Annotated in this window: 17 protein-coding genes; 2 read left to right on the top strand and 15 right to left on the bottom strand. The window is 47.5% G+C overall.

The window, feature by feature from the left end; genetic code table 11:
• Positions 1–22: 22 nt before the first annotated feature.
• The gene (locus FBY58_RS04155) at positions 23–1,552 is read left to right on the top strand and encodes a mannosyltransferase (RefSeq protein ID WP_141919626.1); all 1,530 of its coding nucleotides are present in this window, start codon (positions 23–25) and stop codon (positions 1,550–1,552) included.
• A 67-nt stretch (positions 1,553–1,619) separates the two neighbouring features.
• Here the strand turns inward: FBY58_RS04155 and FBY58_RS04150 are convergent, their stop codons facing one another.
• Positions 1,620–3,497 (bottom strand): carbohydrate porin, encoded by a 1,878-nt coding sequence (locus FBY58_RS04150; protein WP_141919625.1) that lies wholly within the window; start codon positions 3,495–3,497, stop codon positions 1,620–1,622.
• A gap of 695 nt (positions 3,498–4,192) precedes the next feature.
• Between FBY58_RS04150 and FBY58_RS04145 the strand changes: the two genes are divergently transcribed.
• Positions 4,193–5,971: a cation:proton antiporter gene (locus FBY58_RS04145; protein WP_141919624.1), complete on the top strand. Its 1,779-nt coding sequence runs from the start codon at positions 4,193–4,195 to the stop codon at positions 5,969–5,971.
• 72 nt (positions 5,972–6,043) lie between these two features.
• Here FBY58_RS04145 and alaS read toward each other — a convergent pair whose 3' ends face one another.
• The 14 genes from alaS to ftsW all read right to left on the bottom strand — a co-directional run bounded on the left by alaS (position 6,044) and on the right by ftsW (position 26,138).
• Entirely contained in the window at positions 6,044–8,713 is a 2,670-nt protein-coding gene (gene alaS / locus FBY58_RS04140) for an alanine--tRNA ligase (protein ID WP_141919623.1), read from the bottom strand.
• A gap of 135 nt (positions 8,714–8,848) precedes the next feature.
• Positions 8,849–9,958, bottom strand: a complete 1,110-nt coding sequence (locus FBY58_RS04135) for an SPOR domain-containing protein (protein ID WP_141919622.1) — start codon at positions 9,956–9,958, stop codon at positions 8,849–8,851.
• A gap of 4 nt (positions 9,959–9,962) precedes the next feature.
• The gene (gene argS, locus FBY58_RS04130) at positions 9,963–11,687 is read right to left on the bottom strand and encodes an arginine--tRNA ligase (protein ID WP_141919621.1); all 1,725 of its coding nucleotides are present in this window, start codon (positions 11,685–11,687) and stop codon (positions 9,963–9,965) included.
• Between the two features lie 201 nt (positions 11,688–11,888).
• Positions 11,889–13,049: a deoxyguanosinetriphosphate triphosphohydrolase gene (locus FBY58_RS04125; protein WP_185738192.1), complete on the bottom strand. Its 1,161-nt coding sequence runs from the start codon at positions 13,047–13,049 to the stop codon at positions 11,889–11,891.
• A 131-nt stretch (positions 13,050–13,180) separates the two neighbouring features.
• Positions 13,181–14,464: a chloride channel protein gene (locus FBY58_RS04120; protein WP_141919619.1), complete on the bottom strand. Its 1,284-nt coding sequence runs from the start codon at positions 14,462–14,464 to the stop codon at positions 13,181–13,183.
• Positions 14,461–16,374 (bottom strand): SPOR domain-containing protein, encoded by a 1,914-nt coding sequence (locus tag FBY58_RS04115; protein ID WP_141919618.1) that lies wholly within the window; start codon positions 16,372–16,374, stop codon positions 14,461–14,463. Before FBY58_RS04115 ends, FBY58_RS04120 begins: the two co-directional genes overlap by 4 nt.
• Before the next feature lie 194 nt (positions 16,375–16,568).
• Entirely contained in the window at positions 16,569–17,981 is a 1,413-nt protein-coding gene (ftsZ, locus tag FBY58_RS04110) for a cell division protein FtsZ (RefSeq protein WP_141919617.1), read from the bottom strand.
• 217 nt (positions 17,982–18,198) lie between these two features.
• Positions 18,199–19,482, bottom strand: coding sequence for a cell division protein FtsA (gene ftsA, locus FBY58_RS04105; protein ID WP_185738173.1), 1,284 nt, complete (start codon positions 19,480–19,482; stop codon positions 18,199–18,201).
• Positions 19,479–20,429, bottom strand: coding sequence for a cell division protein FtsQ/DivIB (locus tag FBY58_RS04100; RefSeq protein ID WP_141919616.1), 951 nt, complete (start codon positions 20,427–20,429; stop codon positions 19,479–19,481). The genes ftsA and FBY58_RS04100 overlap by 4 nt, the downstream gene beginning before the upstream one ends.
• The gene (locus FBY58_RS04095; RefSeq protein ID WP_141919615.1) at positions 20,422–21,402 is read right to left on the bottom strand and encodes a D-alanine--D-alanine ligase; all 981 of its coding nucleotides are present in this window, start codon (positions 21,400–21,402) and stop codon (positions 20,422–20,424) included. Before FBY58_RS04095 ends, FBY58_RS04100 begins: the two co-directional genes overlap by 8 nt.
• The gene (gene murB, locus FBY58_RS04090; RefSeq protein ID WP_141919614.1) at positions 21,399–22,319 is read right to left on the bottom strand and encodes a UDP-N-acetylmuramate dehydrogenase; all 921 of its coding nucleotides are present in this window, start codon (positions 22,317–22,319) and stop codon (positions 21,399–21,401) included. Before murB ends, FBY58_RS04095 begins: the two co-directional genes overlap by 4 nt.
• Positions 22,316–23,746 carry a UDP-N-acetylmuramate--L-alanine ligase gene (gene murC, locus FBY58_RS04085; RefSeq protein WP_141919613.1) on the bottom strand — a complete coding sequence of 477 codons (1,431 nt, stop codon included), beginning with the start codon at positions 23,744–23,746 and terminating at the stop codon, positions 22,316–22,318. The genes murB and murC overlap by 4 nt, the downstream gene beginning before the upstream one ends.
• On the bottom strand, positions 23,743–24,906 hold the full coding sequence (gene murG / locus FBY58_RS04080) for an undecaprenyldiphospho-muramoylpentapeptide beta-N-acetylglucosaminyltransferase (protein WP_141919612.1): 1,164 nt from the start codon (positions 24,904–24,906) through the stop codon (positions 23,743–23,745). The genes murC and murG overlap by 4 nt, the downstream gene beginning before the upstream one ends.
• Positions 24,903–26,138: a putative lipid II flippase FtsW gene (ftsW, locus tag FBY58_RS04075; RefSeq protein WP_141919611.1), complete on the bottom strand. Its 1,236-nt coding sequence runs from the start codon at positions 26,136–26,138 to the stop codon at positions 24,903–24,905. Before ftsW ends, murG begins: the two co-directional genes overlap by 4 nt.
• Between the last annotated feature and the right edge of the window lies 1 nt (position 26,139).

The raw sequence follows: 26,139 nt of genomic DNA, 5'->3' as shown, positions 1-26,139 counted from the left end.
CTGGTTGGAAATGGAAAAAATAATGGCAAATAAAGATAAATCTGCCTCATCCCTTTCCCTGAAATCAATACCAAAATCTTATCTTGCCTTTACTTTGATCGCTCTTTTGGCGCTGGCATTACGCATCATCGCCGTTCTTCCTATCGGCTATTATCACCCTGATGAAATCTTCCAATATCTTGAACAAGCTCATCGCTTAGCTTTTGGCTATTCGGTTATCCCTTGGGAATATCGCTACGGTATGCGAGGCGGCCTTGTTCCGGTGCTATTAGCCATGGCAATGAAGGCTGGCGACATAATCAATAACCAGAGTTATTTATATTGGGTTTTTCCCCATGCGATAACAGCAATCCTATCAATGGGCGTCGTCTGGAGCGCCTACCGTCTAGGCCGCCCATATTCGCTTTTTGTTGCTTGTCTGGCTATGTTTGTAGCCGCGACTTGGTATGAAATAGTCCTTTTTGCAGCGCATCCTTTGAGTGAATCGCTTTCTTTTTCAGCTTTTATGCCTGCTGCTTTTTATCTTTGCTCTACCAAAAAATCCGTCAACACTCTTATCGCTGCGGGCTTTTTAATGGGATTATCAGCCTTATTGAGGTTTCAATATATCCCATCAATTATTTTTATTTCGTTATTTACTTTAAAATTCAACTTCAAACACTGGGTTTATTTTATTTTTGGCGGACTATTCGCGATTTTGATTAGCTCATTATCCGATATCTTTATCGGCGAATATCCGCTTTTATGGCTTCTTAAAAACATACAACAAAATTTACTTTATCATCGCGCTAATGATTACGGCATAGCGCCTTTATACGGCTATTTTCTGGACATAGGGACGAATTGGAAATGGCTTGCGCTTCTTTTGCCCTTTCCTATTTGTGTCGCCGCTTATCGGTATCCAGCGCTATTTGGGGCAGCGCTGACGAACCTCGCCTTCCATATGCTGATTTCTCATAAAGAATATCGCTTTATTTTCTTATCGAGCGGTATTTTTATTATTCTCGGCGCTATAGGCAGCGGCCTGCTAGTTGAGAAATGGACAGGTCGCCTTTCCAATCCATTGAAATATTTATCAAGAACAGCCGTCTTTGCTATATGGGCAGCCGCATCACTCTTTTGCAGCAATGGTAATAGCGGACACTGGTATCAATATCGTGGCGTTTTACAGGCTGAAATGAAAGCCCGTTCATTCTCTGAATTATGTGGATTGGTTTTATATCAGATCGATTATTGGCAAAGCGGCGGATACAGCCTTCTTCATCGTCGAATTCCGATTTACAGCGTATTACCGACCAATAGCTATGGCACTCGATATCCAGATACAGCAACCTTGTCATCTTCGCTATTTTTAGCGTCAAATGCGGTCATTACAGCTTATTCTTCAGGCAAAAATCTACCCAAAGAATATCGCCCGATGGGCTGCTACCAACAAAAAAATGGGGAAAAGACCGAAGATATCTGTTTGTTTTTGCGTGCAGGTTCCTGTTTCAAAAAAGAAACCGCAGATAATTTTGAGATCAACAAAGTTCTAAAGAATATAGATCAATAATCTTCAATTCATATCCGGTTATTGAAGAAGTACCCCTCTTCAATAACCGGATAATCATTATACTATATTAGAATACCCAACCGCTTTTGAGACCAAGCAGAATAATATTCTTCGAATTATAGTTGTAAGGCGTATCAACAGGGCCACGGGCATAATAGCCGCCCGGATGAACCACATATTGAATATTCGGACGCAAGAACACGGCCGGAGAAATTTGGATATTATAGAAAAGTTCTGAATAATATTCCTGATGACGATGCTGAGCGGACAAAGCATCACTTTTCAGGAAGGCGTTACTCAACCAAGTTGTTCCGCTACCAATACCGACCCAGTCATCGGGACGTTCTTTGGAAACGCCGAACAGGATGGCATAGGCAGAAACTTCAGCCGTTGATTTATTAGTTCTTCCGTCATTCTTCAAAGCGCGGAAAGCAACCGTCAATTGCCGGTGGTCATCAAAACGTAAAACCTGCTGTTCAGCCGTTACATAAGCACCATAGCGACCACGTACTTCGGGGCCCTGCGATGAATATCCGGTCTGCATCGCAACATCTTGATAATAACGGAGATTATAAGACTTATCGTCAGTATACCAACCGTCAAATTTGAACATACCTTCGAGATTTTTTTCTCTACCGAATTTCGGGGCCCATTTAACTTCACCGATATACAAACCGGCTTCTGGATGGAATGGGTTATCCATGTAAAAGTTTTCGTGAAGAACTTTGCCCTGAATATTCTTACGGTTAACGTCGAATACACCGGCACCGATGGTCACTTCTTTCGACACCTGATAGGTCACACGACCTGCCCAGTTCGAAACTGGCCAGTTATACCAGTAGTCACCAACAAGGTTACCTGCTTGGTTACCGCAGAAGCCCAAGCTCATGAAGGAACATCCGGTACTGGCCATACCGAATTCGTTGTTTTCGGTTAAACGGCCGACCTTGATGTTAAACCGACCGAGCTGCTGTTCATAAGAACCTTCAATCAAACGCCAAATATTACCACGACCATAGACTTCTTGCATTTCGGTCAGGGTCGTTGCGTTGATGGCTTGTTCAATCTGTCCACCACCACGCTTTGTCATCATGAAGTTGAATTTACCACCTTTGACAACGCCTAAGCGTTCCATGTCAAAACTGGCCTGAACTAACCATTGGTAAGCGGTTCTCAATGCATGGCGATCACCACCACGCGCATTAAAGGCCGTTTCAACACCCCCCATAGAAGACTGAATATCGATACCTTTATCGCGCAACCACGGCTTGATACCTAACCATGTACCGAAAATACCGCGATCTTTAGGATCACGAGCCAACATAACGCTGTTATCGCCGACACCGATCCATCCAAAAGCATTATGACGGCCACGGGTGGATTGAACGATACTATCAACCAAACCTTTGTTTTCGATATTCTCTTCAACGACACCGCCTTTGCTGACGGGCATGCGCGGATTGGGTTCCGGCTGTAATTCGCTGCTTCCGACGGTCAGGGATGCGTAAGGGAATGGCGCGGGAGAAACATGCTGATGCGAAACGGGGACCATTTCAGGCGCATCAGAAGCGCCATTATCCTGATTGTCATTGCTAGACATTCTAACAGAATCGTCACTGTCATTCTGCTGCGAAATCTGCGCGGCTGACTGACTTTGTCCGTTATCGACCGATCTTGCTGACGGGGCAACGCGAGCGGGCTGCTGAATAGTTTGCTGGCTTTGTGGCTGAGCCGCAACAGAAGACGGCGCTGCCGTGGTATCGGTATCAGCCTGATCTTCTTGCTCTGTTGCCGGTTCGCTGGCGGCATCTTTATGTTTGTGATGGTTATTGACTTTAGAAAGCCAGTTACCCAACGGATCAGCCCACGCTTCGGCAGATGAAGTCGCAATGGATAAGGCTAACACCCACTGCGCCACTTTCGCTATCTTAAAATTATTTTTCATATTATCCTCTCCGTAAGGATTTTTATATTTTTATTTTATAATATTATAATGTGATCAAGAGACCTGTTCTAACGTGATTTTTCATACAAAAAACCACTTCTACAGAATCGTTTATACCCAATTTTCAGTTTTCTTATCTGGCCGAAAAGCGGTCGATTCACAAGCAGAAGACACAAGAAATGGTCTATCAGAAAAGGTTTGAAACAAGACGACTTTTATCCTCCATTCAGTATATCAAAGCCCCATCATTTAAGCCATTAAAATTAAAATGGCTCTTATCTGACTAAAAGGGATTTGTCAGCTATTTCTCTATCTGTTTTGTATATGCTCTAATCTTGTTTAAAAATATTTAACGTCTTATCCTCTCTGTCCCAACATTATTTATAAAGGCAGCGGATAATAACCCTTATTCATGGTATTTTTGCATCAAAATGCCGTGAGAAAAAAATACCCATAGCGGGATATTCTAAAAAAAATTTAATGAATCAGATGCGGATTCGATTTTTTTAATAAAAAACCAATTGATCTCATTTATAAAAATGATTTTGATGTTAAGTTTCTATAAATTGAATATTATTTATTATCTCATATAATAATATCTCAATATATTTTTTGCAGTTTTCATTGCAAAAACAATTCTTTAATTTAATTAAAAAAGTGAGGCATAGCTCTTAATTTATGGATAATGCATCCTCATGCAGATGAACTCGTCTCTTTTCAGCGATTCCCTCGTCATTTTGGGAGCTGCAGGGCTAATTATTCCAGCCTTCGCCCGTTTTCGGATATCTCCGGTCATCGGTTTTATTCTGGCGGGTGCAGTTTTGGGGCCTAAATGTCTGGGTTCTCTCGTCACAGAATATCCATGGTTAAAACACGTCACCATTTCCGATCCGGACGGTATCGAACCTTTTGCGGATTTCGGTATCGTCCTGATGCTTTTTTCTATCGGCATCGAATTATCCTTCAAACGCCTATGGGCGATGCGAAGGGCTGTTTTCGGATTGGGAACGGGAAAGCTTTTGGGATGCGGCCTCCTTATTGGTACCGGACTTTACTGTCTTGGTGAAAACTGGGCGGGCTCCATCGGTATGGGCTTGGCGTTAAGTGTTTCATCAACCGCCTTGGTGCTACCTATGGTAGGAACGACAGGGCCTGTTGGTAAAAACGCTTTTGCTATCCTCCTTTTCGAAGATTTAGCCTTGGTTCCGATCATCTTTGCGTTAGGTGCCATGGCGCCTTATGGGCAGGATAATCGTTGGGACGGATTGATCGCTACTTTATGGCAGGGTGGCGCAACGGTCATTGCCATTCTAGTTTTGGGGCGCTTTGCTCTTCCTACCCTTTTTGCACAGGCCGCGAGAACCAAAAGCTCAGAAGTCTTTCTTTCTATCAGTCTGCTTGTTGTTATTTTGGCCTCTGTTGCAACCAGCGCGATGGGGCTCTCTCCCATTGTTGGGGCTTTAACCGCAGGTCTTTTGATCGCTGAAACCGACTATCATGTCGAAGTTGAAATGGTGATCTTGCCCTTCCAAAGGCTGGCTTTGGGGGTCTTCTTGCTCACAGTCGGTATGAGCCTCGATTTCCGGCTTATCATGGCCAATTGGCAGGCCTTGGCTTTGGGTGTTGCTGGGGTTGTTATTGTTAAAACCATTGTGACCAGCGGTATGCTTCGCCTTAGCCATGTCAGATTGGCAACCGCAATCGAATCTGGCTTATTGATGTCAGCACCTTCGGAAACGACCTTGGTTATTCTGGCGACAGCCAGACAGGCACAGCTTATTATGCCTTCAACTGCGGCTTTCTGGGAAATTGTCACTGCCATTGGTCTGACAATTACGCCGCTTCTCGCCAAAATTGGTCATAGAATTTCGCTCAAACTCACCTTGCGCGAGCATAATTTGACCTTGCCTTCCAATGAAGAACCCATCGAAGATATTGATAACCACACCATTATCGCAGGAATCGGACGCGTCGGAAGGGTTATTGCCGATGTGCTCACTTCAGAAAAGAAGCCTTATCTTGCGATAGATTCCGATATTGATCTGGTCATCAATGCCAAAAGAGACGGCTATCAAGCGACTTTTGGCGATATCAGCAATCCGGTTTTCGTTCAGCAACTCGGTAACAAGATCAACGCGGTTGTTCTGGCCATCAATGATCCAGTTTCCATGGTGAATGTCGTTCATCGTCTTCACACCATTTACCCTGATCTGATTATCATTGCTCGTGCCAGCGATTCCCGTCATGCCGCTCAACTATTTAAAGCGGGCGCAACCGATATCGTTGCAGAAACGCTGGAAAGCTCTTTACGCTTAGCAGAAGCTACATTGATATCCTTGGGTGTCTCTACTGGTCATGCAGTTGCGGCTATTCATGACAAGCGCGCTTCGATGCGTGAAATTGTTCTCAAGGCTGCAGAAGAAGGCAATATGCACGCTGTCCGACATACACCGAGTATTATGCCAGAAGCCTAAGAACCTCTTTTGTTGACACAAAAAAAGCCCTGAAAAAATTCAGGGCTTTTTTTATACTTAATGGGTAAGTGCTTAGGCGTTCTGCAAAAGCTGCTTTACCGCATCCAATGCTTTCGCTGCATCAGCCCCATTCGGGCCGCCACCTTGAGCCATATCAGGACGGCCACCGCCGCCTTTGCCACCCAAGGTTTCAACCGCCTTACGGACGAGGTCGACAGCGCTTAATTTATCTTTCAGATCGTCACTAACGCCAACCGCAACAGAAGCGCGGCCTTCGTTGACCGTAATAAAGGCAATCGCCCCAGATTCGACAATCTTTTTATTATCGTCAATCAGACCCCGTAAAGCTTTAGGATCAAGCCCTTCGATAACCTGACCGATGAACTGGTAAGCACCCACTTTTTCAGGCTCTGCGCTATTGCCGCCCTGCCCGCCATTGGCATTTGCCAAGGCCAAAGCTTTCTGAGCATCCGCCAGAACACGTTCTGACTTCCGACGCTCTTCAAGAAGCGCGGCTGTCCGTGTCGGGACTTCTTCTGGAACGGCTTTCAAGACAGAAGCTGTTTCACGCAGCAAACGATCGCGACCAACCAACCATAATCTGGCTTCTTCACCCGTTACGGCTTCAATACGACGAATACCGGAAGAAACAGCCGTTTCGCTGATGATGTGGAATAAACCGATCTGACCTAAGGACGGAACATGCGTTCCACCGCAAAGCTCAACCGACCATGCGCCTTCTTCTTCATCGTCATGACGAATACCCATCGACAAAACGCGGACTTCGTTGCCGTATTTTTCACCGAACAAGGCCATAGCCCCTGCTTCAACTGCAGATTCCGGCGTCATCAAGCGCGTTGTGACCGCCGAGTTACCCAAAATCTGTTGGTTAACTTCAGCTTCAATCGCCGCCAATTCCTGATCGCTCAAAGCCTTCTGATGGGAAAAGTCAAAGCGCAAACGTTCAGCCGAAACCATGCTGCCTTTTTGGGAAACATGCTGGCCTAACTGGTCGCGCAATGCCGCATGCAGCAAATGGGTTGCCGAGTGATTGGCACGTAACCGATTGCGATGATTGATATCAACCAACAGATCGACATCATCGCCCACCTTGATCTGACCATTTTCGATTTTACCGATATGGGCATGAATCCGGCCTAAAGGCTTTTGCGTATCGGTCACATTAATTTTCAAACCATGGCTGCCCGTAATGGTGCCAACATCGCCTTTTTGACCACCACTTTCGCCATAGAAAGGCGTTTGGTTGGTGATAATGGTTACTTCATCACCTTGAGCAGCGCTTTCAACCCGCTTACCGTCTTTGACCAAAGCAACAATCTGACCGCTACCTTTTTCAGCGGTATAGCCCGTGAATTCAGTGCCGCCCTGCTGATCGGCAATATCGAACCAAATTTCATCTGATGCTTTTTCGCCAGAACCCTTCCAAGCTGCCCGCGCAGCTTTCCGCTGTTCAGCCATCGCCGCATCAAAACCAGCCTGATCGACCATAAGATTTCGCGCCCGCAAAGCATCAGCCGTCAAATCATAAGGGAAGCCATAGGTGTCATAGAGTCTGAAAGCGACCTCACCCGGCAAGGTATCACCGCTTTTCAGATGCTGGGTTTCTTCTTCCAGAATTTTCAGACCATTTGCCAACGTCTGACGGAAGCGTGTTTCTTCCAAACGCAAGGTCTCTTCGATCAGGGCTTTCGCTCTGACCAATTCAGGGAAAGCAACGCCCATTTCAGAAAGTAATGCTGGAACCAGCCGATACATCAAAGGCTCTTTTGCCCCGATAAGATGGACATGACGCATAGCGCGGCGCATAATGCGACGCAGAACGTAACCACGACCTTCATTGGCAGGCAAAACGCCATCCGCAACCAAGAATCCAGCAGCCCGTAAATGATCAGCAATAACCCGATGTGAAGCTTTAAACTGGCCATCGGTTGGGGTGTGGGTCAATTCACCCGATGCTGCAATCAATGCTTTGAAGGTATCCGTATCATAGTTGTCATGCACACCCTGCAAAACAGAAGCGATACGTTCCAACCCCATACCAGTATCAATTGAGGGACGCGGCAAATCTAAACGGGTTTCGGCATCGACTTGTTCATATTGCATGAACACCAAATTCCAGATTTCGACGAAGCGATCACCATCTTCGTCAGGCGATCCTGGAGGGCCACCTGGAATTTCAGGGCCATGATCATAAAAGATTTCAGAGCAAGGACCACAAGGCCCCGTATCGCCCATTGACCAGAAATTATCAGAAGTCGCGATCCGGATAATTTTTTCTTCGGGAAGGCCTGCGATTTTCTGCCATAACTGAAAGGCTTCATCATCGGTATGGTAAACCGTCACACAAAGACGTTCGGGATCTAATCCCCATTCTTTGGTAAGCAATCCCCATGCGAGCGTGATAACCCGTTCTTTGAAATAATCACCGAAAGAAAAGTTACCCAGCATTTCAAAAAACGTATGATGGCGGGCAGTATAACCGACATTATCAAGGTCGTTATGCTTACCACCGGCACGCACACATTTTTGTGAAGAGGTTGCGGTTTTATAAGGACGGCTTTCAAGACCGGTAAACGTATTTTTGAAAGGCACCATCCCCGCATTAACAAACATCAACGTCGGATCATTTTGAGGCACCAAGGGTGCTGATGGTACTATCCGATGGCCATTTTTTTCAAAATACTCGAGAAAAGAACGGCGGATTTCATTCGTTGTTATCATAATGAGGCCCCCAACACTGCTGACCGGAAGATTTTATTGCCAGCAGCCATAGCACCCGATGGGCATAAAAACAGTATAAACAGTCGAAAAATAAAGGGTATGCGCGAAATAGATGCGCATACCCCTATTCAGATATTATTTTCCGATATGAGCACAGGTCTCACCCGCTGTCTGCAATTGGCTGCAGAAGCTATTGGCTTGACCGCCTGCGGTCGCCCGTAAACGATAGAAGGTTTTTTCACCAATCTTTACCGATACAACCTGATGCGGCAAAGGTTTCAACCAGCCATAATGCTGCGTCAGATGCGCCCAAACTTCATTGGCTTTGGCTTCACTACCAAACGCACCCAACTGGATAACACCCGCACCAGAGGCTGGCGCTTTCTTGGCTTCATCGGCTGGATGGGTATCGTTATGCAGGTTGTTCATCACACCCGCTAAAGAAGTTTCTTCCTTAGCTTTGGGTTTAGCGACTTCTGCCGAATGAATGATTTCATTCTTTTCAGCTTTGGCGACAACCGGCTTTGCGGGAGCAACCGCCGGTTTTTCATGTTCGACAACCTTTGCCGGACGATCGACCGCTTTAGCAGCGGCTTCCTTCTCATGTTTTACCGGAGCCGGACGCGCTGTTGCCGAATGACGGGTATCCCCTGTCATATCTGACATTTCAACTTCGTTATCGGCTGTATCCGGCCGTGCTTTTGCAACAGGCGCAGGCGTCGTGATCGGTTGCTCGGTTTGCTTCGGGGTAATGGTCATCGGCTGTTCCGGTTGTGCCGATGTATCAATAGACGAATTGATATCCCGCCCTTCGCTGGCGGCATAAGCAGATTCACCTTCACCTTCGATCTTCATCCCACCCGGTTCGCGCGGCTTGGTCTTATAGGGCCCAGGTTCAGCCGTAATCAAAGACGCATTGCCGCTGACCGTCGGAGGACGATGGAACCACCAATAAAGACCAACACCGAATAGAGTTAAAGTCAACAAGGCGACCAAGGCAACGATGATGATCTGGAACAGATTACCACCATGACCACCTTCGTCATCTTCTACAGGTTCAAGCCATGGCAAGCTGTCATCATCTTCGCCCTCTTCTTCATCCGAGTGATGATCATAAAAATCATTGGTATCATCATGTGATGAACCATGAGCATTGGACCGGCCAAATGGTCGGTTATAGGTATTATTATCTTGAGGCCGGCCATGGGAATTCATGGCATCATGCTCCTGATCTTTATCATCCATTCCCTTACATCTCCTCCGCGGCATTGACGCCGACTACGCCAAGCCCATTTCTGATAACCTGCCCAATCGCATCAGCCAGCGCCAATCTGGCTGCTGTTTTTGCCGGATCATCCGGCAACAGAAAACGCCGATCAGGATTATCATTACCTTTATTCCATAAGCTATGAAAATCCGCAGCCAAGGTGAACAGATAAAAAACGATACGATGTGGTTCATGCGCGACAGCCGCCGCTTCAATCAAGCGCGGGAACTGGGCAGCCTGCTGCATCAAAGCCAATTCTTCTTTATCTAATAAAGTAAGATCAGCTTTTTCAGGCAGCGTCATCTTCTCGGCCAACACCCGACGATGCAGAGAATGCACCCGTGCATGAGCATATTGGACGTAGAAAACTGGATTGTCTTTGGATGCTTCGATCACTTTTTCAAAATCGAAATCCATCTGGGCATCGGCTTTGCGGGTCAGCATGGAAAAACGAACAACGTCACGACCAACTTCTGACACCACATCGGCTAAGGTCACGAAATTGCCGGAGCGCTTTGACATTTTGACGGGTTCGCCACCACGCAACAGATGCACCATCTGCACCAGTTTGACATCCAAAGGGACTTTATTTTGGGTCAATGCGGCAACGGCGGCCTTGATCCGTTTAACCGTGCCCGCATGGTCGGCACCCCAAATATCAACCAACTGATCGGCATCAGCTGCTTTTTCAGCATGATAAGCGAGATCGGCACCAAAATAGGTATAGCTACCATCTGATTTTTGAACAGGCCGATCGCTGTCGTCACCAAATTTGGTGGCACGGAACAGCGTCAATTCAACCGGTTCCCAATCATCGGGGGTTTCGCCTTTTGGTGCTTCCAAAACGCCTTTGTAAATCAAGCCGTCTTTTTCCAGCTTATCAATAGCCTTTTGAACAATACCCGCCTTATGCAGCGCGGCTTCAGAGGTGAATTTATCATGATGGATGCCCAGCAAAGCCAAATCGGCGCGGATCATATCCATCATCGCTGCAACCGTCGTTTCACGGAATAGCGTCAACCATTCAGATTCCGGCGCATTGACATAACGGTCGCCATATTTTTCAGCTAGCAATTTTCCAACCGGCACCAGATAGTCACCGGGATACAGCCCTTCGGGGATCGTAATCTGCTCACCTAAAGCTTCCCGATAGCGAAGATGGGCAGAACGTGCCAAAGTCTGAACCTGCTGTCCGGCGTCATTGACGTAATATTCACGGGTTACCTTGTAACCGGCAAAATCCAGCAAAGAGGCTAATGCATCACCCACCACGGCACCGCGGCAATGGCCCATATGCATCGGGCCCGTTGGGTTGGCGGAAACATATTCAACATTCACCCGCAAATTCTGACCGATATCCGAGCGGCCATAATTCTGACCCTGCTCCAAAATATGAGTTAACTCTTTCCGCCAGCAATCATCGGTCAGCCGCATATTGATGAAACCAGGGCCTGCGATTTCAACCGTATCAACCCCTTCCAATTGGGATAAAGGTTCAACCAGTTTTTCGGCCAAAGCACGGGGAGCCGTCTTGGCGACTTTTGCCAATACCATAGCGGCATTGATGGCGAGATCCCCGTGAGACGGGTCGCGCGGCGGTTCGACAGCAACCCGACTGCGATCGAGACCGGCCGGTAGCTGGCCTTCGGCTTCAAAGGCATCAAGAATAGAAGAAAGCTGCGCGGCAAAGTGGCGATAAAGGGTCACAGTTAAAATAATCCATCAGACAAATAATGAAAAAGCTGAAAAAACAGCCAAGGCTACTATCCCGAGCCTTAACCTGTTGTTGCCAAAATGCTCTAATCTATTTTTCGGAACAATCAAATGCTGACTAGAGCTATTCGGGGGCGTTATTATCAATCTTTCAAGAAATAAATCGATTTAAAAAAGCAGGATCGCTCCCCTTGCTCAGGTTAAATCGAAAGCACCAATATCCTGTTGATACCGTTTCAAGGCATAACGATCCGTCATACCGGCCACATAATCGACAATATGCCGTTGCCGTTCTACCGCATTATCAGGCAGATTTTCTTGCCAATCTTCCGGCAATAATTGCGGGTTATCATTATAAAGGGCAACCAATCCCGAAACCACATGAGAAGCCCTATCCGCTATCGGGAGAAGATCGGGATGGTGATAGAGCTTTTCATACATAAATTTTTTGAAACGGCGCTCATTTTTAGCCATTTCTTCTGAAAAGCTGACCGTCGCTTGGCTATGACTGCGGATATCGGCAATCGTTTCGGGCTGAAAATTGGCAATCCGACGACGGGTTTCATCCAACGAATCATTCACCATTCGACCGATTTGTTCACGGATCAATTCCGCAATCAGCCGTTTTTTTGTCAGATTAGGATAACGCTTTCTGACGGCTTCCCAAGTAGGGGCAATCAATGGCTGGGTTACAACTTCATCAAAATTAATGAGTCCCGCTCGCAATCCGTCATCCAGATCGTGGTTATCATAGGCAATATCATCGGATAAGGCCGCAACCTGTGCTTCTAATGATGGCCAGTTCGCCAGCTCCAACGGAAAAGAATCATCAATGGCGGATAATGCCCAATTCGGGGAGCGCACTGGGCCATTATGCTTGGCCAAGCCTTCTTGCATTTCCCATGTCAAATTAAGCCCTGGCCAACGGGGGTAAGGCGATTCAAGGGAAGTTAGAATACGAAGACTATGGGCATTGTGGTCAAAACCACCGGCATCTTTCAACGCCTTTTTCAAAACATTTTCGCCCATATGGCCAAAAGGCGGATGTCCTAAATCATGTGCCAAACACAGCGCTTCTGTCAGATCTTCATTCAACCGAAGCACCCGTGCAATAGTTCGGCCAATCTGGGCGACTTCCAAACTATGAGTCAGCCTAACGCGAAAATGATCGCTTTCTGGGGCGATAAAAACCTGTGTTTTATACCGTAACCGCCGAAATGCCATGGAATGGATAATCCGGTCACGGTCACGCTGAAACGGATTGCGGGGGCCTCTTACCGCTCCGTTGCCTTCATCATATAATCTGCCACGGGAAAAATCCGGATCAGCAGCATAAGGTGCAAATTGTGTCTTCATCATTCTACCATGGCCAATATCCGCAAAAGCGAGCGGTCAGCGATAAAGCATAAAGACCACAGCCAAAAATAGAAAATGATTTTCAAAAACAAGTAGCCGTTTCGGAGATGAAGTTACTCGCAATCTTGCCATCATCCTAAACGACTAATGACACTATTCTGCGGCGTTGAAACCGTCGCCTCCCGCCGTTTTTTATCAAGAAGAGAGCTTACCGCAACAGATCCAGCCACGGCCAAAGCGATTGGGATTAAAAAATCATGACCGGTTCGGGCAAATTCAATAACCAATGCCATCGCTGTAATCGGCATTTTCATCGAACTCGCTAGAAAAGCAGCACCCCCTACAATAGCAAAGGCACCAATTGCCACAGGTGGCAGCCAGATATTCCATATCTGCCCAATAACAACCGCTAATAAAGCTCCTAAACTAATCCCCGGTGTCAATACCCCACCATAGGCACCAGCCCAAAGCGCAAGGAAAATAGCGACTATTTTCAGCAAGAATAATTGTCCGGCCTGCATACCAGATAAACTGTTGTTAAAGGCCAGACTGACTGGCCCCTTCCCATTGCCAAGTATTTCAGGAAACCACATCGACAATAGGCCGATCACGGCAAAACAAAGGATAGCAACCCAAGCCAGTCGGCGGTTATCCTTTATTCTGCCCGCTGTTATTTTCTGCGACCAGACACGAAAATTATTAGCCGCAAAGCCGAAAACTGGACCTGCGAGCAATGCTAATATCATTAGATGGGTATCAACAGGCCACGACGGTACGTGGTAAACCATGCTGTTTCCCAAAACGATCCATGCCATTCGGGCAGCCAAGGCTGAAGTAAGTAACGCCACGATAACAACCGGACTTGCCCATGTGACTAGCAGCGCTTCCAAAGCAAATAATGCCCCACTTAAAGGCACATTATAGACGGATGCCAAGCCTGCTCCTGCCCCGCAGGCTACTAAAATCCGCCGTTGATTTTCAGATAAATGGCCTAAAAAAGCGAATTTCTCACCGATAAGGCTACCCAATTCACGAGGCGCTACTTCCCGTCCCAAAGGGGAACCCAAGCCAACCGTCACAATCTGCAACAGGACATGGATTAAAGTCGTCCAAAAAGGCATCACACTTTTATTGGCCGCTACCGCTTGCGGTATCGAGACCAAACGCGAACCGAAATGACGGAGTAAGCCCCAACCGATTCCGACCACAGCACCACAAAAAACAAGCACAGATAACCGTCTTAAAGGCGCTGCGGCGATACTGCCCCTCAAGAAGCTTTCTTCGCTAATGACATGCTGCAAGCTATAGCCATAAGCGATATGCTGAACAGCATGCAGTATCCATGAGAGCGCCATGCCTCCCAAACCGGTTAGACAGCCCACCGCAAGGCAAGCTAGAATGTAGCGTATCTTCATTTCGCGGTCAGTCTTTCTACCGTTATGCCTTTACGGGAAGTAAACTGTATCGTGGAAAAACCATGCTTTTTCAGTTTGTTGACAAAATCCTGTGCCTGCTCATCCGAGGTAAAAGGCCCCGCCAACAAACGATGCGACTTATGCCATGGTGTTGTCCAAGGCTGCGTTGTTTTCAGCAATGGATACCGAATCAATAATTTCTGCCAGACCGCCAAAAGATTGGCTTTATTCTCACCGCTTGCAACCTGAACCCAATAGCGCTCATTTATAGCTTCATGGGCAGATTTTGCAGTGACTTTGGCCTCTGCAACATTATGGGCGGCAGGCTTTTCCGCGATGTGAGCAGCAGGCGTATTGGTGACTACCTCTTTTTTGCCAATGATATTTTTAGGATTTTTCTCAACTGGCTCTACAGCCAGATTGCTGGTCTTTTTATTTGGGCTTTTTTCAGCCTTCTGATCCAAGGCTTTCTGGGTTGAAATACATTGATTGATCTTCAAAAGTTCTATTCTGCTGGGCGTTTTAGAAACAATAACCGTCTTTTTCGGTGCAGCTTTACCCTTTGTTGTCTTTTTAGCCGGTAACTTAAGACCATTTTCAACGGTGAGCTTACAATAGGCCTTTATTTCAGCATCACTTCTGATAGACGTTTTCTTGATGCCAAGAAGCGCTTTTTCCGGAGCCTTCTCCGCTACAGAAGATGGTAACGTTTTTCCTTTGTCTTTTGTTTTCGACAATACGGCTGCAACGGGCGGCACCGTGGCAGGCTTGTTATCAGCAACCACCGTTTTTCTTGGCTTTAACAAGACCTTAGGCGTTGCGCTATCATTCTCATCATCTTTAACGGTTAAAGACCGGATTGGGTCTTCACCTACTTCAGGTCTTGGCGTCTGCGGTGCCATCGGCATAGGTTGCGCCGCTGCCGTGTAATCATCATTCGCTGTCGATACGCTATCAATATTAAAATCTGAAACTGGCTCTTTGGTATCGGCAGGCCCTGATTTATCATTCCCAGCCCAAATGGAGGTCGAAGGGCTACCTTTGACTTTCATGTCACCGAAATGGACAGCGGCGGCTTTTTCTGACGCGGATAAATGCGGTAAACGACTTAAAAAAGAGGCCATCGCATCGGCTGAACCCGCGGGCATCGTCGTTTTAATAATGGCATTGGCACCGGCAACATCCCCCGTTAATGCCAAAATCATGGCACGGGTGCGCCATGCGGCACGGTTTTGCTGTCTTAACTGGCGATCAATCAAAGCAAGCGCATTGCTCCCCCGTCCCGCAATGGCTTGAGAAAGCGCAAAACGTCTTTCTGTTTCATCATCAGGATGGGAAGATAACGCCATGGTATAGGCGGCTTCGGCTTTGGCTTTATTGCCTAGCAAATCATAGGCTAACCCGCTGTCACTGGCGACAACGGAGGCCGGTATGCCATTCACAATGGCATCGTGAAAATATTTCAGCGCCTGTTGCGGCTTTTCTTCTTGAATAAAAATTGATCCCAAGGTGGCTTTTACTTTTCCGTCACGGGGAGCCAATGTTTCGGCACGAGACAAGAAGCCATAGGCTGCATGGAGATCACCGGCTCGATAAGAGGCTAGACCAGCACCAATCAAAGCGTTGGTATCATGGGGTTGCGCGGCCAATCGGCGCAGATAAACTGTTAAATCTGCTTTATCAGTCGTCGTGTCGGTGTCCGTCTGGGACATTTGTGCCTGTAGGGGCGCAGGATAGAAAGGCACACCCGTTAAGACCAGAAAAGATACCCAAGTTGATTTAACAATATATCGTATCTTCTCGTAAGATATCTTTTTCCCTTTTGCCGAAACCGTTGTTTTGACAAATTCCGATGGAACGGGCTGACATGAAATGTCGCCAATCTTAGAATCTTTTATATCGATAGCCATGCTACCGTAAAAAGCTAACTGTGTTTATGAACGCAAGCATAAAGCGACAAAAAAGATGAAGATCGGATTAAATGCAAACTATTACAGAAAATAGCTTGCTGATTTGCTCCAAAGACAAAAAAACAGGCTGCCCAGATAACCATAAGGTTATCCTAAACAGCCTGCCTTCTCTGATTTTAAATTAAATCAGGAGATCAGGAGTTACCCTGACGATTCAAGAACTGCGGGATATCCACACGGCCACGATTTTCGGTATTATCTTTACGATCATTACCGCGCGCAATATTCGACATCCGTTCAAATAACGTGCTGCCTTCTCTTACCAGTCTTGGAGCCGGACGGTTAGGTTCGTTATTCCAACCGGCCTGAGCAGCATTTTCGCCATTATCGGAAGACGGTGTAGGCGAAACCTTTGCATTATCTTTTTTTTCAGTGGGTGAAACCGCTTCTTTTCCAAGAACCAATTCATCTTCAACCGGTGGCTGCGGCGCTGCGACCTTAGGCGCTGGAGCCGCAACATGCGCGCTTGGCTGTGACATGGAGGAAGCTGCAGGCGATGACATTGAACTATAGCCAGAAACCGAGCTGGTCGGGTTGCTATAGGATTTTTCGTCTTCGCCTTCTTCTTTCTTGCTGGAATCTATGCCGGTTGCAACAACCGAAACACGGATACGACCATCAAGATCTTCATTGAATGCCGAACCAAAGATGATGTTGGCGTCTGAATCAACCAATTCCTTGATATGGGTTGCGGCTTCATCGACTTCCATCAGGGTCATATCTTCACCACCGATGATAGAAACGATAACACCACGTGCGCCATTCATAGACACACCATCCAATAACGGATTGGCGATGGCTTTTTCTGCGGCTTCGATCGCACGATTGTCGCCGGACGCTTCGCCGGTTCCCATCATGGCTTTGCCCATTTCACTCATAACCGAGCGGATATCAGCAAAATCAAGATTAATAAGGCCTGGGCGAACCATCAAATCGGTAATACCACGTACACCCTGCTGCAGAACTTCATCTGCCATCTGGAAGGCTTGCTTGAAGGTGGTATTCGGATTGGCAATCAAGAACAGATTTTGGTTCGGAATAACAATCAGCGTATCGACATGCTTTTGCAGTTCTTCGATACCGCTTTCAGCTGCCCGTGCGCGCCGTTTACCTTCAAAGTTGAAAGGTTTCGTGACAACACCAACGGTCAGAATGCCCCGATCACGCGCAACCTTAGCAATGACAGGAGCGGCCCCCGTGCCCGTACCGCCGCCCATACCGGCTGCGATAAAGCACATTCTTGCCCCTTCAATAGCTTCTTGAATCTGTTCGATTGTTTCTTCTGCGGCAGCCTTACCGACTTCCGGTCTTGATCCGGCACCTAACCCTTGGGTTGTCGTGGGGCCAAGCTGAATCCGCTGCTCTGCCGGAGAGATATTTAAGGCTTGGGCATCCGTATTCGCTACAATAAAATCGACACCCTGCACATCAGATGCAATCATATTAGCAACGGCATTTCCGCCGCCGCCACCGACGCCTATCACGCTAATCCGGGGCAGTTCACTTACTTCGCCGCTATCACTGGACCGCATGAATTCGATGGTCATTTACGCTCTCCGTCCCAAATACATTTTGTCAGGCTTATCCTAGGCTACAATGCTACAAAATCGGATTTAACAAGTTACTCTTTATCGAAAAGATTACCGGATCTGACCAAACAAAGCTATTTCACCCTGTTACCTAGTGACTAAACCTTATATTGCCTGAAGCTATCATTAAAAGCACGTAAAAATGTGAGATAAAACCTTAATTTTGAATATATTTTTAATATTCACGACGAAACATCTGAAAAAGACGTTTAAAAGATCCCATCAAAGAGTTTTTACTGCTCATGTTATTATTATAAGAAAGCGGTCTAAGGTCAAAAGGTTCCGAAGCCGCATGAAGAACAAGTCCTGTTAAAGTCGCAAAAGCAGGTCCGCTATGCGCATCAGGAAGCCCTACAAGGCCATGTGGTCGCCCAATTCTGACCGAACGCCCCAAGACACCCTGGGCGTAATCGGCAATACCTTTCAATTCTGCACCTCCCCCTGTTAAAACAACCTGTCGTCCGACAGGACCATTATATCCCAAAGATTTTAATGCTTCAGCGATATGATTCATCCAATGGTCAAGCCGTTTCCTGATAACGCCGATCAATTGCGCCCGACTTATCCGTTGTGGATCAATCACGTCTTCAACATTGGCAATTGGGGCAACATCAATCATCTCATGATTGTCACGCGGTGAGCTTTGCGCCGAACCGTAAAAGCATTTCAGCCTTTCAGCATCCGACCGCCTTGTCCCAAAAGCCGCCGCGATATCATCAGTGATATCGGATGCCCCCATCGGTATAGACGCTAACCCCACAAGCAACCCGCCCGCAAAAAGCGACACATTGGTGACCCCTGCCCCCAATTCAACGAGCGCTACGCCTAATTCCCGTTCTTCTTCAAAAAGGCAAGACATACCTGCCGCAATTGGCGCGGCAACAATCGCCTGCACTTCCAAATGAGCAGACCGAACCGCCAATTCAAGATTTCTTACCGGAGACGGTTCGGCGGCGATAACGTGGATATCAACGCCCAGCCGATCAGCATAAAGCCCAATCGGACTTTTAACGCCCTTTAACCCATCCAAAGTATAAAGCGCGGGTTGCGCATGAAGCACCATATGCCCGTCAGGATCAATCGCATCCCGCCCTGTTGCTAACAGGGTTTCCATATGGATTTCTTCAATTCTCTGACCATTCAGAGCGACTTCAGTCGAACTAAGATCAGAAATCAGCCCGCCTGCAGAAAAAGAAACCCAGACAGATTCGATATTGGTGCCCGCAATCCGTTCCGCCTGTTCAACCGCTTCTCGCACTGCTTTTTCGGTCGATTCCATATCGAAAAGATAGCCGCGCCTAACCCCAACGCTCTCGCGCTGACCGCTGCCCAATACCTGCAAGACATTGTCCGCCCGTTTCTCAACAATCAGGGCAGAAATTTTAGAAGAACCGATATCAAGTGCGGTTATCAGGTTGCCTTCTTTTACCGGCGTCATACTGTGATGTCGTTCCTTCATATTCGATCACTTATCAAAGGCTCGGCAGCCTTAGCAGGCTTTGTCATTTTCTTAACGGGATCCGGTGATATTCTAGCCGTAATCGGCGCCCCCGGAACACGCATATCGAATTTGACATAGCCCCTTTCTAACAAATGATGTTCGTGGTTAACATGAGAGAAACGCACCAAAGCGGCTTCAGCTTCATTCCCTTCCGGTAAAGCCAAAGTTTCACCTGACGCAAAATGAAGATCCCAACGCCGATTTCCAATCCAGCTAGCCGCATCAATCATCGGTTTTAATGAAGGCGCCGCCTCAATAAGATGACCAAGGTCTTCCAGATGCAAATTGGCACCGGCCCCAATAACCAAAGGTAAATCGGGTGAGGCATGAGGATCAACATCGGAAATAATGATGCCGTTATTGTCGACCAGTTTCAAATGGCCATGATATTGCCAGACCGCTGCTGGATTGCGTTCAACGATATCGACAACCAAAGTATCCGGCCAACGGCGTGATACACGTGCATCTTCAATCCAGCCAAAGCGCAATAAGCGATCTCGAATAGAATTGAGATCAACTAAAGGCATAGCCAAATTTTGTTGAGTAGAAGCAATATCGTAAATGGCTTGGCGATCCATATGATGCAGCCCGACAATTTCGACATGACGGACAGAAAATCCCTGCCGTCCCAAATACTCACCCGTTTTAGTCGCCAATAATTGCGGCCAACGGGCAGCCCACAGCCCCGCAAAAAATCCGATAATAACCAAAATAATCAGAAATTGACGCAAAAGCCGTTTTAATAACGGATGAGAAAGAAACCCTAACCATGTAGGCAGGGTTATATTCTCATTACTCTTGATAGGCCGCTTGGGATGACGGGGCGCCGCACCGGATTGGCGGGCGCGAGGCCTTGCGGAACGTCTTGCCGGTGTCGACTTTGTCCTACGTGCTGCTTTAGCCACTCTGTCCTGCCATTTTGGTTTCTTGTGATTTTATCTGGGACAAAGACGGTTCAGCCAAGGCTTCTTCAACAATCATCCGGCATAAACCAACATAATCGATACCAAGCTGCTTTGCCTGTTCCGGCACCAAACTCAAGGGCGTCATGCCGGGCTGGGTGTTAACTTCCAGCAAGAACAATCCTTGCAATCCCGCCTCATCATCCCAGCGGAAATCTGAACGGGACGGGCCTCGGCACCCCAAAAGTTGATGTGACTTTAACGCCATCGCCATCGCCGCGTCCGCGATTTCTTCCGGAATATCGGCAGGACAAATATGGGTCGTCATGCCATCCGTATATTTGGCCTGATAATCATAAAATCCGTTATTCGGGCATAACTCGGTCACAGCCAAAGCTTTATCACCCATGACGGCTACCGTTAGCTCACGCCCTTTGATGAAAGATTCAGCTAAAAGCGTCTTAAAATTCTGCCACGGGCCTTTTTGATCTTTCCGAATAGGCTGCCCATCATTGAAATCTTTATCAATAATAGCCACCCCGACAGAAGAACCTTCATTGACCGGTTTCAAAACATAAGGACGCGGCAGAGGATCTTTTTGATAAAGACTTTCCCGCGAAACGACCACTCCCGTGGGCATTGGAATATGATCAGGGGTTAAAATCTTTTTGGTCAGCTCTTTATCAATGGCAATAGCCGAAGCCGTTAGACCCGAATGGGTGTAACAAATGCCCATTAAATCCATCAAGCCCTGAATACTGCCATCTTCACCGGGGGTGCCATGGAGCGCATTAAACACAACATCCGGCTTGGCTTCCTGAAGCTTGAACGCGATATCGCGATCCATATCAAGCAGCGTCACCCGATAACCAGCAGTCTCCAACGCTTTTCCAACATTGGTGCCTGACAAAAGAGAAATTTCGCGTTCTGATGACCATCCGCCCATCAAAACAACGACATGTTTCTTTCCGGTCATGCCTTATCTCCATCGGCTTTATGACCGATGCGCTTAATTTCCCATTCAAGACTAATGCCGAATTTGGCTTTCACTCGCGCCCGCACTTCTTCGCCCAGATTTTCAATATCGGCAGCGGTTGCATCACCCAGATTCAACAGAAAATTCGCATGCATTTCTGATACTTGCGCATCCCCGATTTTTAAACCACGACAACCCGCTTCATCAATAAGCTGCCATGCCTTATGGCCTTCTGGATTTTTAAAGGTAGAGCCCCCTGTCCGGCTGCGAACCGGCTGGCTAGATTCTCGCTCGGCAATAATTTTTGCCATCTGGGCTTCGATCTTTGCCTTGTCACCTTCCCGACCTTGAAAAAGGGCTTCGGTCACAATCGCATCTTCTGACAACTCTGAATAGCGATAGGCAAAATTCAGTTTTTCAACTGGCCAAATTTCAATCGCCCCGTTCCGGCGGACAAGGGTAACCTGTAACAGAATCTTGGAAATATCGCCGCCATAAGCACCGGCATTCATGCGGATCATACCACCGATAGAACCGGGGATGCCGCGCATAAATTCCAGATCAGTCAAGAATTCATCGGCGGCCACCTTCGAAATCATCATGCCCAAAGTCGAACCACCGCAGCGAAGACGGTTACCTTCTTCTCTTTTGATCCATGAAAAACGGCGAGGTAAACGGATAATGACACCCGAAACACCACCATCCCGAATAATAACATTGGAACCAATACCCAATGTTCTGACCGGCATCTCCGGATCAATTTTTTTCAGAAAATCAGATAAATCCTCGGTATCATAGGGGCTAACCAGCCATTCCGCATTGCCGCCGACCCGAAACCATGTCAGCGGAGCCAAGGGTGCGTTGGCTTCTATCTCGCCACGAATGGAAGGTAATTTGCTTGAAGAAACAGTCGTCATAAGTGATGCACCTCTCTGATTGAGGTAATATCTGCAGCAAGACCTGCTGCCCATTTAGTAATATCGCCAGCGCCAAGACAAATAATAATGTCATCAGCTTTGATCGTATCGGCTAATGCAATCGCTAAAGAACGGGGCGAATCCACGGCTTGCGCAAAACGATGCCCATGCTGTTTCAAACCCGAAACCAAGGCTTGGGAATCGACCCCTTCTATCGGCTTTTCACCCGCGGCATAAACCGGCGCAACAAAGACCATATCGGCATCATTGAAGGCGCTTTGGAATTCGGTCATCAGATCATGCAATCTAGAAAAACGATGCGGCTGTACGACGGCGATAACACGCTGCTGGGCACTTTCCCGTGCAGCGGATAAAACCGCCTTTATTTCGACTGGATGATGACCATAGTCATCAATAACCAATACGCTGCCTTTGCCGATTTTGATTTCACCGACACGGGAAAAACGCCGTTTTACGCCGCCAAAGCGGGCAAAACCATCAATGATGGCGGCATCAGGAATTGAAAATTCTAACGCAACACCGATCGCCGACAACGCATTTTGAATATTATGCCGACCGGGCATCGGTAAAAAGATATTCTCGATCCGGCGGGTATCACCGTCACGGCTACGAATAACGGCTGTAAAACGATTTCCACCGGTAACAGGCGTAATATCTGTCGCACGGATATCCGCTTGGGCAGAAAAGCCATAGGTTACAATCCGGCGGTCACGAATACGTGGCAGGATTGATTGCACTACGGGGTGATCGATACAAAGGAAAGCCGCCCCATAAAAAGGCACGTTGGAAACAAATTCAACGAAGGCATCCTGCACTTTTTCGAATGAACCATAATGATCCAGATGTTCAGGATCAATATTGGTAACAATCGCCAGCGTTCCGTCCAAACGCAGGAAGCTACCATCGCTTTCATCGGCTTCGACAACCATCCAATCGGAATCGCCCAAACGCGCATTAGAGCCGTAGCTATTGATAATGCCGCCATTAATAACGGTAGGATCAATGCCACCCGCATCTAACAAGGCTGCAACCATAGAAGTCGTGGTTGTCTTCCCATGGGTGCCTGCCACGGCAACCGTAGATTTTAACCGCATTAATTCAGCCAACATTTCTGCACGGCGGACAACCGGAATACGGTTTTCAAGGGCAGCTTCAACTTCGGGATTACCGCGATGAATGGCACTCGATACAACAACAACCGCCGCATCTTTTACATTCTCGGCATGATGCCCGATCAGCACTTTTATGCCCATCTGGCGCAAAGCATCGACACTATAGCCTTCTGAAATATCAGAACCTTGAACCTGATAGCCGAGATTATGCATTACTTCGGCGATACCGGACATGCCGATACCCCCAATCCCGACGAAATGAATTCGGCCGATATCCGTGCCGACACCCTTCATGCAACCGCTCCTTCTATATTTTCATTCAAAGCAGAATTATCCTGATCCAAATTTTGATCCGGCGTATCGCCTCCGGCCTGTTCGACCAGATCTGCCAGCTTTTCAACGGCATCGGGATAACCGACCTGCCTTGCCCTTGCTGCCGCATTTTTCAAGGCAGAAGGCTCCAAGGCCATTTTTTGAATCTGTTTTGCCAGCTCGAAAGGATTGAACCGACGCTGGTCGATCAAACGCGCTCCACCAGCAGAAACTAACTCACGGGCATTGGCATATTGATGGTTATCCATCGCTGCCGGATAAGGAATAAGAAGAGCCGGTCTTCCGGCAACACCCAATTCCGCAATCGTTGATGCCCCAGCTCGTGAAATCACCAGATGTGACCAACCCAGACGCTGCGGCAAATCCGCCATATAAGTCGATATATCAGCTGGGATACCCAATTTTGCATATTGAGCGCGGGTTTTTTCCAAATCCTCTGGCCGACATTGTTGAGTCACCTGCAACCGCCGTCTCAGATGAAGCGGCAATAAGCCCAATCCTTCGGGAACCACTTCCGACAGAATGCTGGCGCCTTGACTACCACCGACAACCAATATCCGAAAAATGCTGTTATCGCTTAATGGCGGATAAGGCAGATCACGCAAAAACAAAACTTCGTCACGCACGGGATTGCCGGTAACTTCGGTTTTCCGACGATATCGTTTTTTTAACCGATCAACCTGATGATAAGCGGTAGCAATGGCGTCCACTTTTCCCGCGAGAAAGCGATTTGTTCGCCCCATTACAGCATTCTGTTCATGAATAACTGTCGGAATTTTCGCCCTAAATGCCGCTAACAAAGCTGGTAACGCTGGATATCCCCCGAAACCGACAACCGCAGCGGGTGTGAAATTTTCGTACAGTGTTAAGGCGCGCTCTCGCCCAGCCCAGATATTGCGCATCGCCTGAAATAGGCCTTTGACACCGCCCGTTAGCCGTCCGGCAGGAAGCTGATGGATTTGAACATCTTTAAAAAGATCGGGAAAACGCGTCCCTCTTTCATCAGTAATCAAAGCCACATGATGACCACGACGCATCAACTCTACAGCCAATGCGTGGGCTGGAATCATATGGCCGCCTGTACCACCAGCGGCGAGAATATATTGTCGGCTGCCATTCATTTTTGCTGCCATTTCGGAAGATAGGTTGATCGGGCGAGATAGGGATTGCGACGGGTAAAAGCCAGTAACAATCCAAAACCGATAGACATGGCGACCAGAGAAGACCCACCATAACTGATAAATGGTAAGGTCATCCCTTTTGAAGGCAGTAACTGCACATTCACCGCCATGTTGATTAAAGCCTGCAACCCGAACTGAGTTGCAAGACCCGCAGAGGCCAATAACAGAAAGCCGTTATCTTCGCCAAGCAGGCGTCTAAAAACCCTTATAACAATAGTTCCATATATAAGGGCAATAATAATACAGGCCAAAAGGCCAAATTCTTCACCGATAACGGAGAAAATATAGTCATTATGCGCTTCTGGTAACCGGAATTTTTCAATGCCACTTCCAGGGCCAACGCCAACAAAACCGCCATTGGTCAACGTCGCCATAGCACGATCGACATGATAGTGATCGCCGGTGCCATTCAAAAAGGCATCAATCCGCGTATGGGCAACCGAATAGAATTGATACGCGGCCAGAACACCAATGAAACCCAGCGCGCCAAGACCGATCATCCATAAAATTGGAATACCTGATAAGATTAACAAGATTAGCCAGACAGTTCCAAAGATAACTGTCTGCCCGAAATCCGGCTGTTTCATCAGCAATGCGCCAATAATAATCACGAATATCATCGAAATAGGAATGACGGGTAACGATTTATCCTTAAAACGAAAGGATAATAGCCATGCCATTGTGACCACAAAAAAAGGCTTCAAAAATTCTGAAGGCTGGATTTTAAACATTCCAAAACCAAGCCAGCGTTTAGCACCATTCACTTCCACCCCTAAAAAAGGCACAAGCAGCAACAGAAAAAAACAGATGGCCGCTCCCAGAATACAGGCGCGGCGGGCTAGGTCTTTCGGTGCCATGGAAATACCAATCATGACTGGTATCCCAATAGCGCACCAGAATATCTGTCGGGTAAAATAGTAAAAGGCCGGCTTACCCTCTTGTGCTGAAATAGCAGGCGATGCGGCGGCCACTGCAATAATGCCAACCGCAATCAAAAGAGAAATCAAGAAAAGCTGGAACCGATCAATTTCCCAAAACCATCGCCCAAAAGCAGAACGATCGGCACGGCCAAATCTCTGATTTTTGGCATCTTCCCGCGTTTTTCCTTTTCTGCGTTCTGTCCCAGCCAATTCCTTGGCCGGATCGGGGCGAGAATGGTGCATAGACCCCATT

Source organism: Zymomonas mobilis, from assembly GCF_006715975.1.
Classification (GTDB): domain Bacteria; phylum Pseudomonadota; class Alphaproteobacteria; order Sphingomonadales; family Sphingomonadaceae; genus Zymomonas; species Zymomonas mobilis_B.
Note: the sequence above shows the minus strand (reverse complement) of the source record. Positions and strands in the feature narration are given on the sequence as shown.

What these genes read in the sequence shown, in the direction of transcription:
- murG (WP_141919612.1), bottom strand. Translation starts at nt 24,906, where the DNA reads ATGAATGGCAGCCGACAATATATTCTCGCCGCTGGTGGTACAGGCGGC.
- ftsA (WP_185738173.1), bottom strand. Translation starts at nt 19,482, where the DNA reads ATGAAGGAACGACATCACAGTATGACGCCGGTAAAAGAAGGCAACCTG.
- alaS (WP_141919623.1), bottom strand. Translation starts at nt 8,713, where the DNA reads ATGATAACAACGAATGAAATCCGCCGTTCTTTTCTCGAGTATTTTGAA.
- FBY58_RS04145 (WP_141919624.1), top strand. Translation starts at nt 4,193, where the DNA reads ATGCAGATGAACTCGTCTCTTTTCAGCGATTCCCTCGTCATTTTGGGA.
- FBY58_RS04115 (WP_141919618.1), bottom strand. Translation starts at nt 16,374, where the DNA reads ATGGCTATCGATATAAAAGATTCTAAGATTGGCGACATTTCATGTCAG.
- murC (WP_141919613.1), bottom strand. Translation starts at nt 23,746, where the DNA reads ATGAAGGGTGTCGGCACGGATATCGGCCGAATTCATTTCGTCGGGATT.
- murB (WP_141919614.1), bottom strand. Translation starts at nt 22,319, where the DNA reads ATGACGACTGTTTCTTCAAGCAAATTACCTTCCATTCGTGGCGAGATA.
- FBY58_RS04125 (WP_185738192.1), bottom strand. Translation starts at nt 13,049, where the DNA reads ATGAAGACACAATTTGCACCTTATGCTGCTGATCCGGATTTTTCCCGT.
- FBY58_RS04155 (WP_141919626.1), top strand. Translation starts at nt 23, where the DNA reads ATGGCAAATAAAGATAAATCTGCCTCATCCCTTTCCCTGAAATCAATA.
- ftsW (WP_141919611.1), bottom strand. Translation starts at nt 26,138, where the DNA reads ATGGGGTCTATGCACCATTCTCGCCCCGATCCGGCCAAGGAATTGGCT.
- FBY58_RS04135 (WP_141919622.1), bottom strand. Translation starts at nt 9,958, where the DNA reads ATGGATGATAAAGATCAGGAGCATGATGCCATGAATTCCCATGGCCGG.
- FBY58_RS04120 (WP_141919619.1), bottom strand. Translation starts at nt 14,464, where the DNA reads ATGAAGATACGCTACATTCTAGCTTGCCTTGCGGTGGGCTGTCTAACC.
- ftsZ (WP_141919617.1), bottom strand. Translation starts at nt 17,981, where the DNA reads ATGACCATCGAATTCATGCGGTCCAGTGATAGCGGCGAAGTAAGTGAA.
- FBY58_RS04095 (WP_141919615.1), bottom strand. Translation starts at nt 21,402, where the DNA reads ATGACCGGAAAGAAACATGTCGTTGTTTTGATGGGCGGATGGTCATCA.
- FBY58_RS04150 (WP_141919625.1), bottom strand. Translation starts at nt 3,497, where the DNA reads ATGAAAAATAATTTTAAGATAGCGAAAGTGGCGCAGTGGGTGTTAGCC.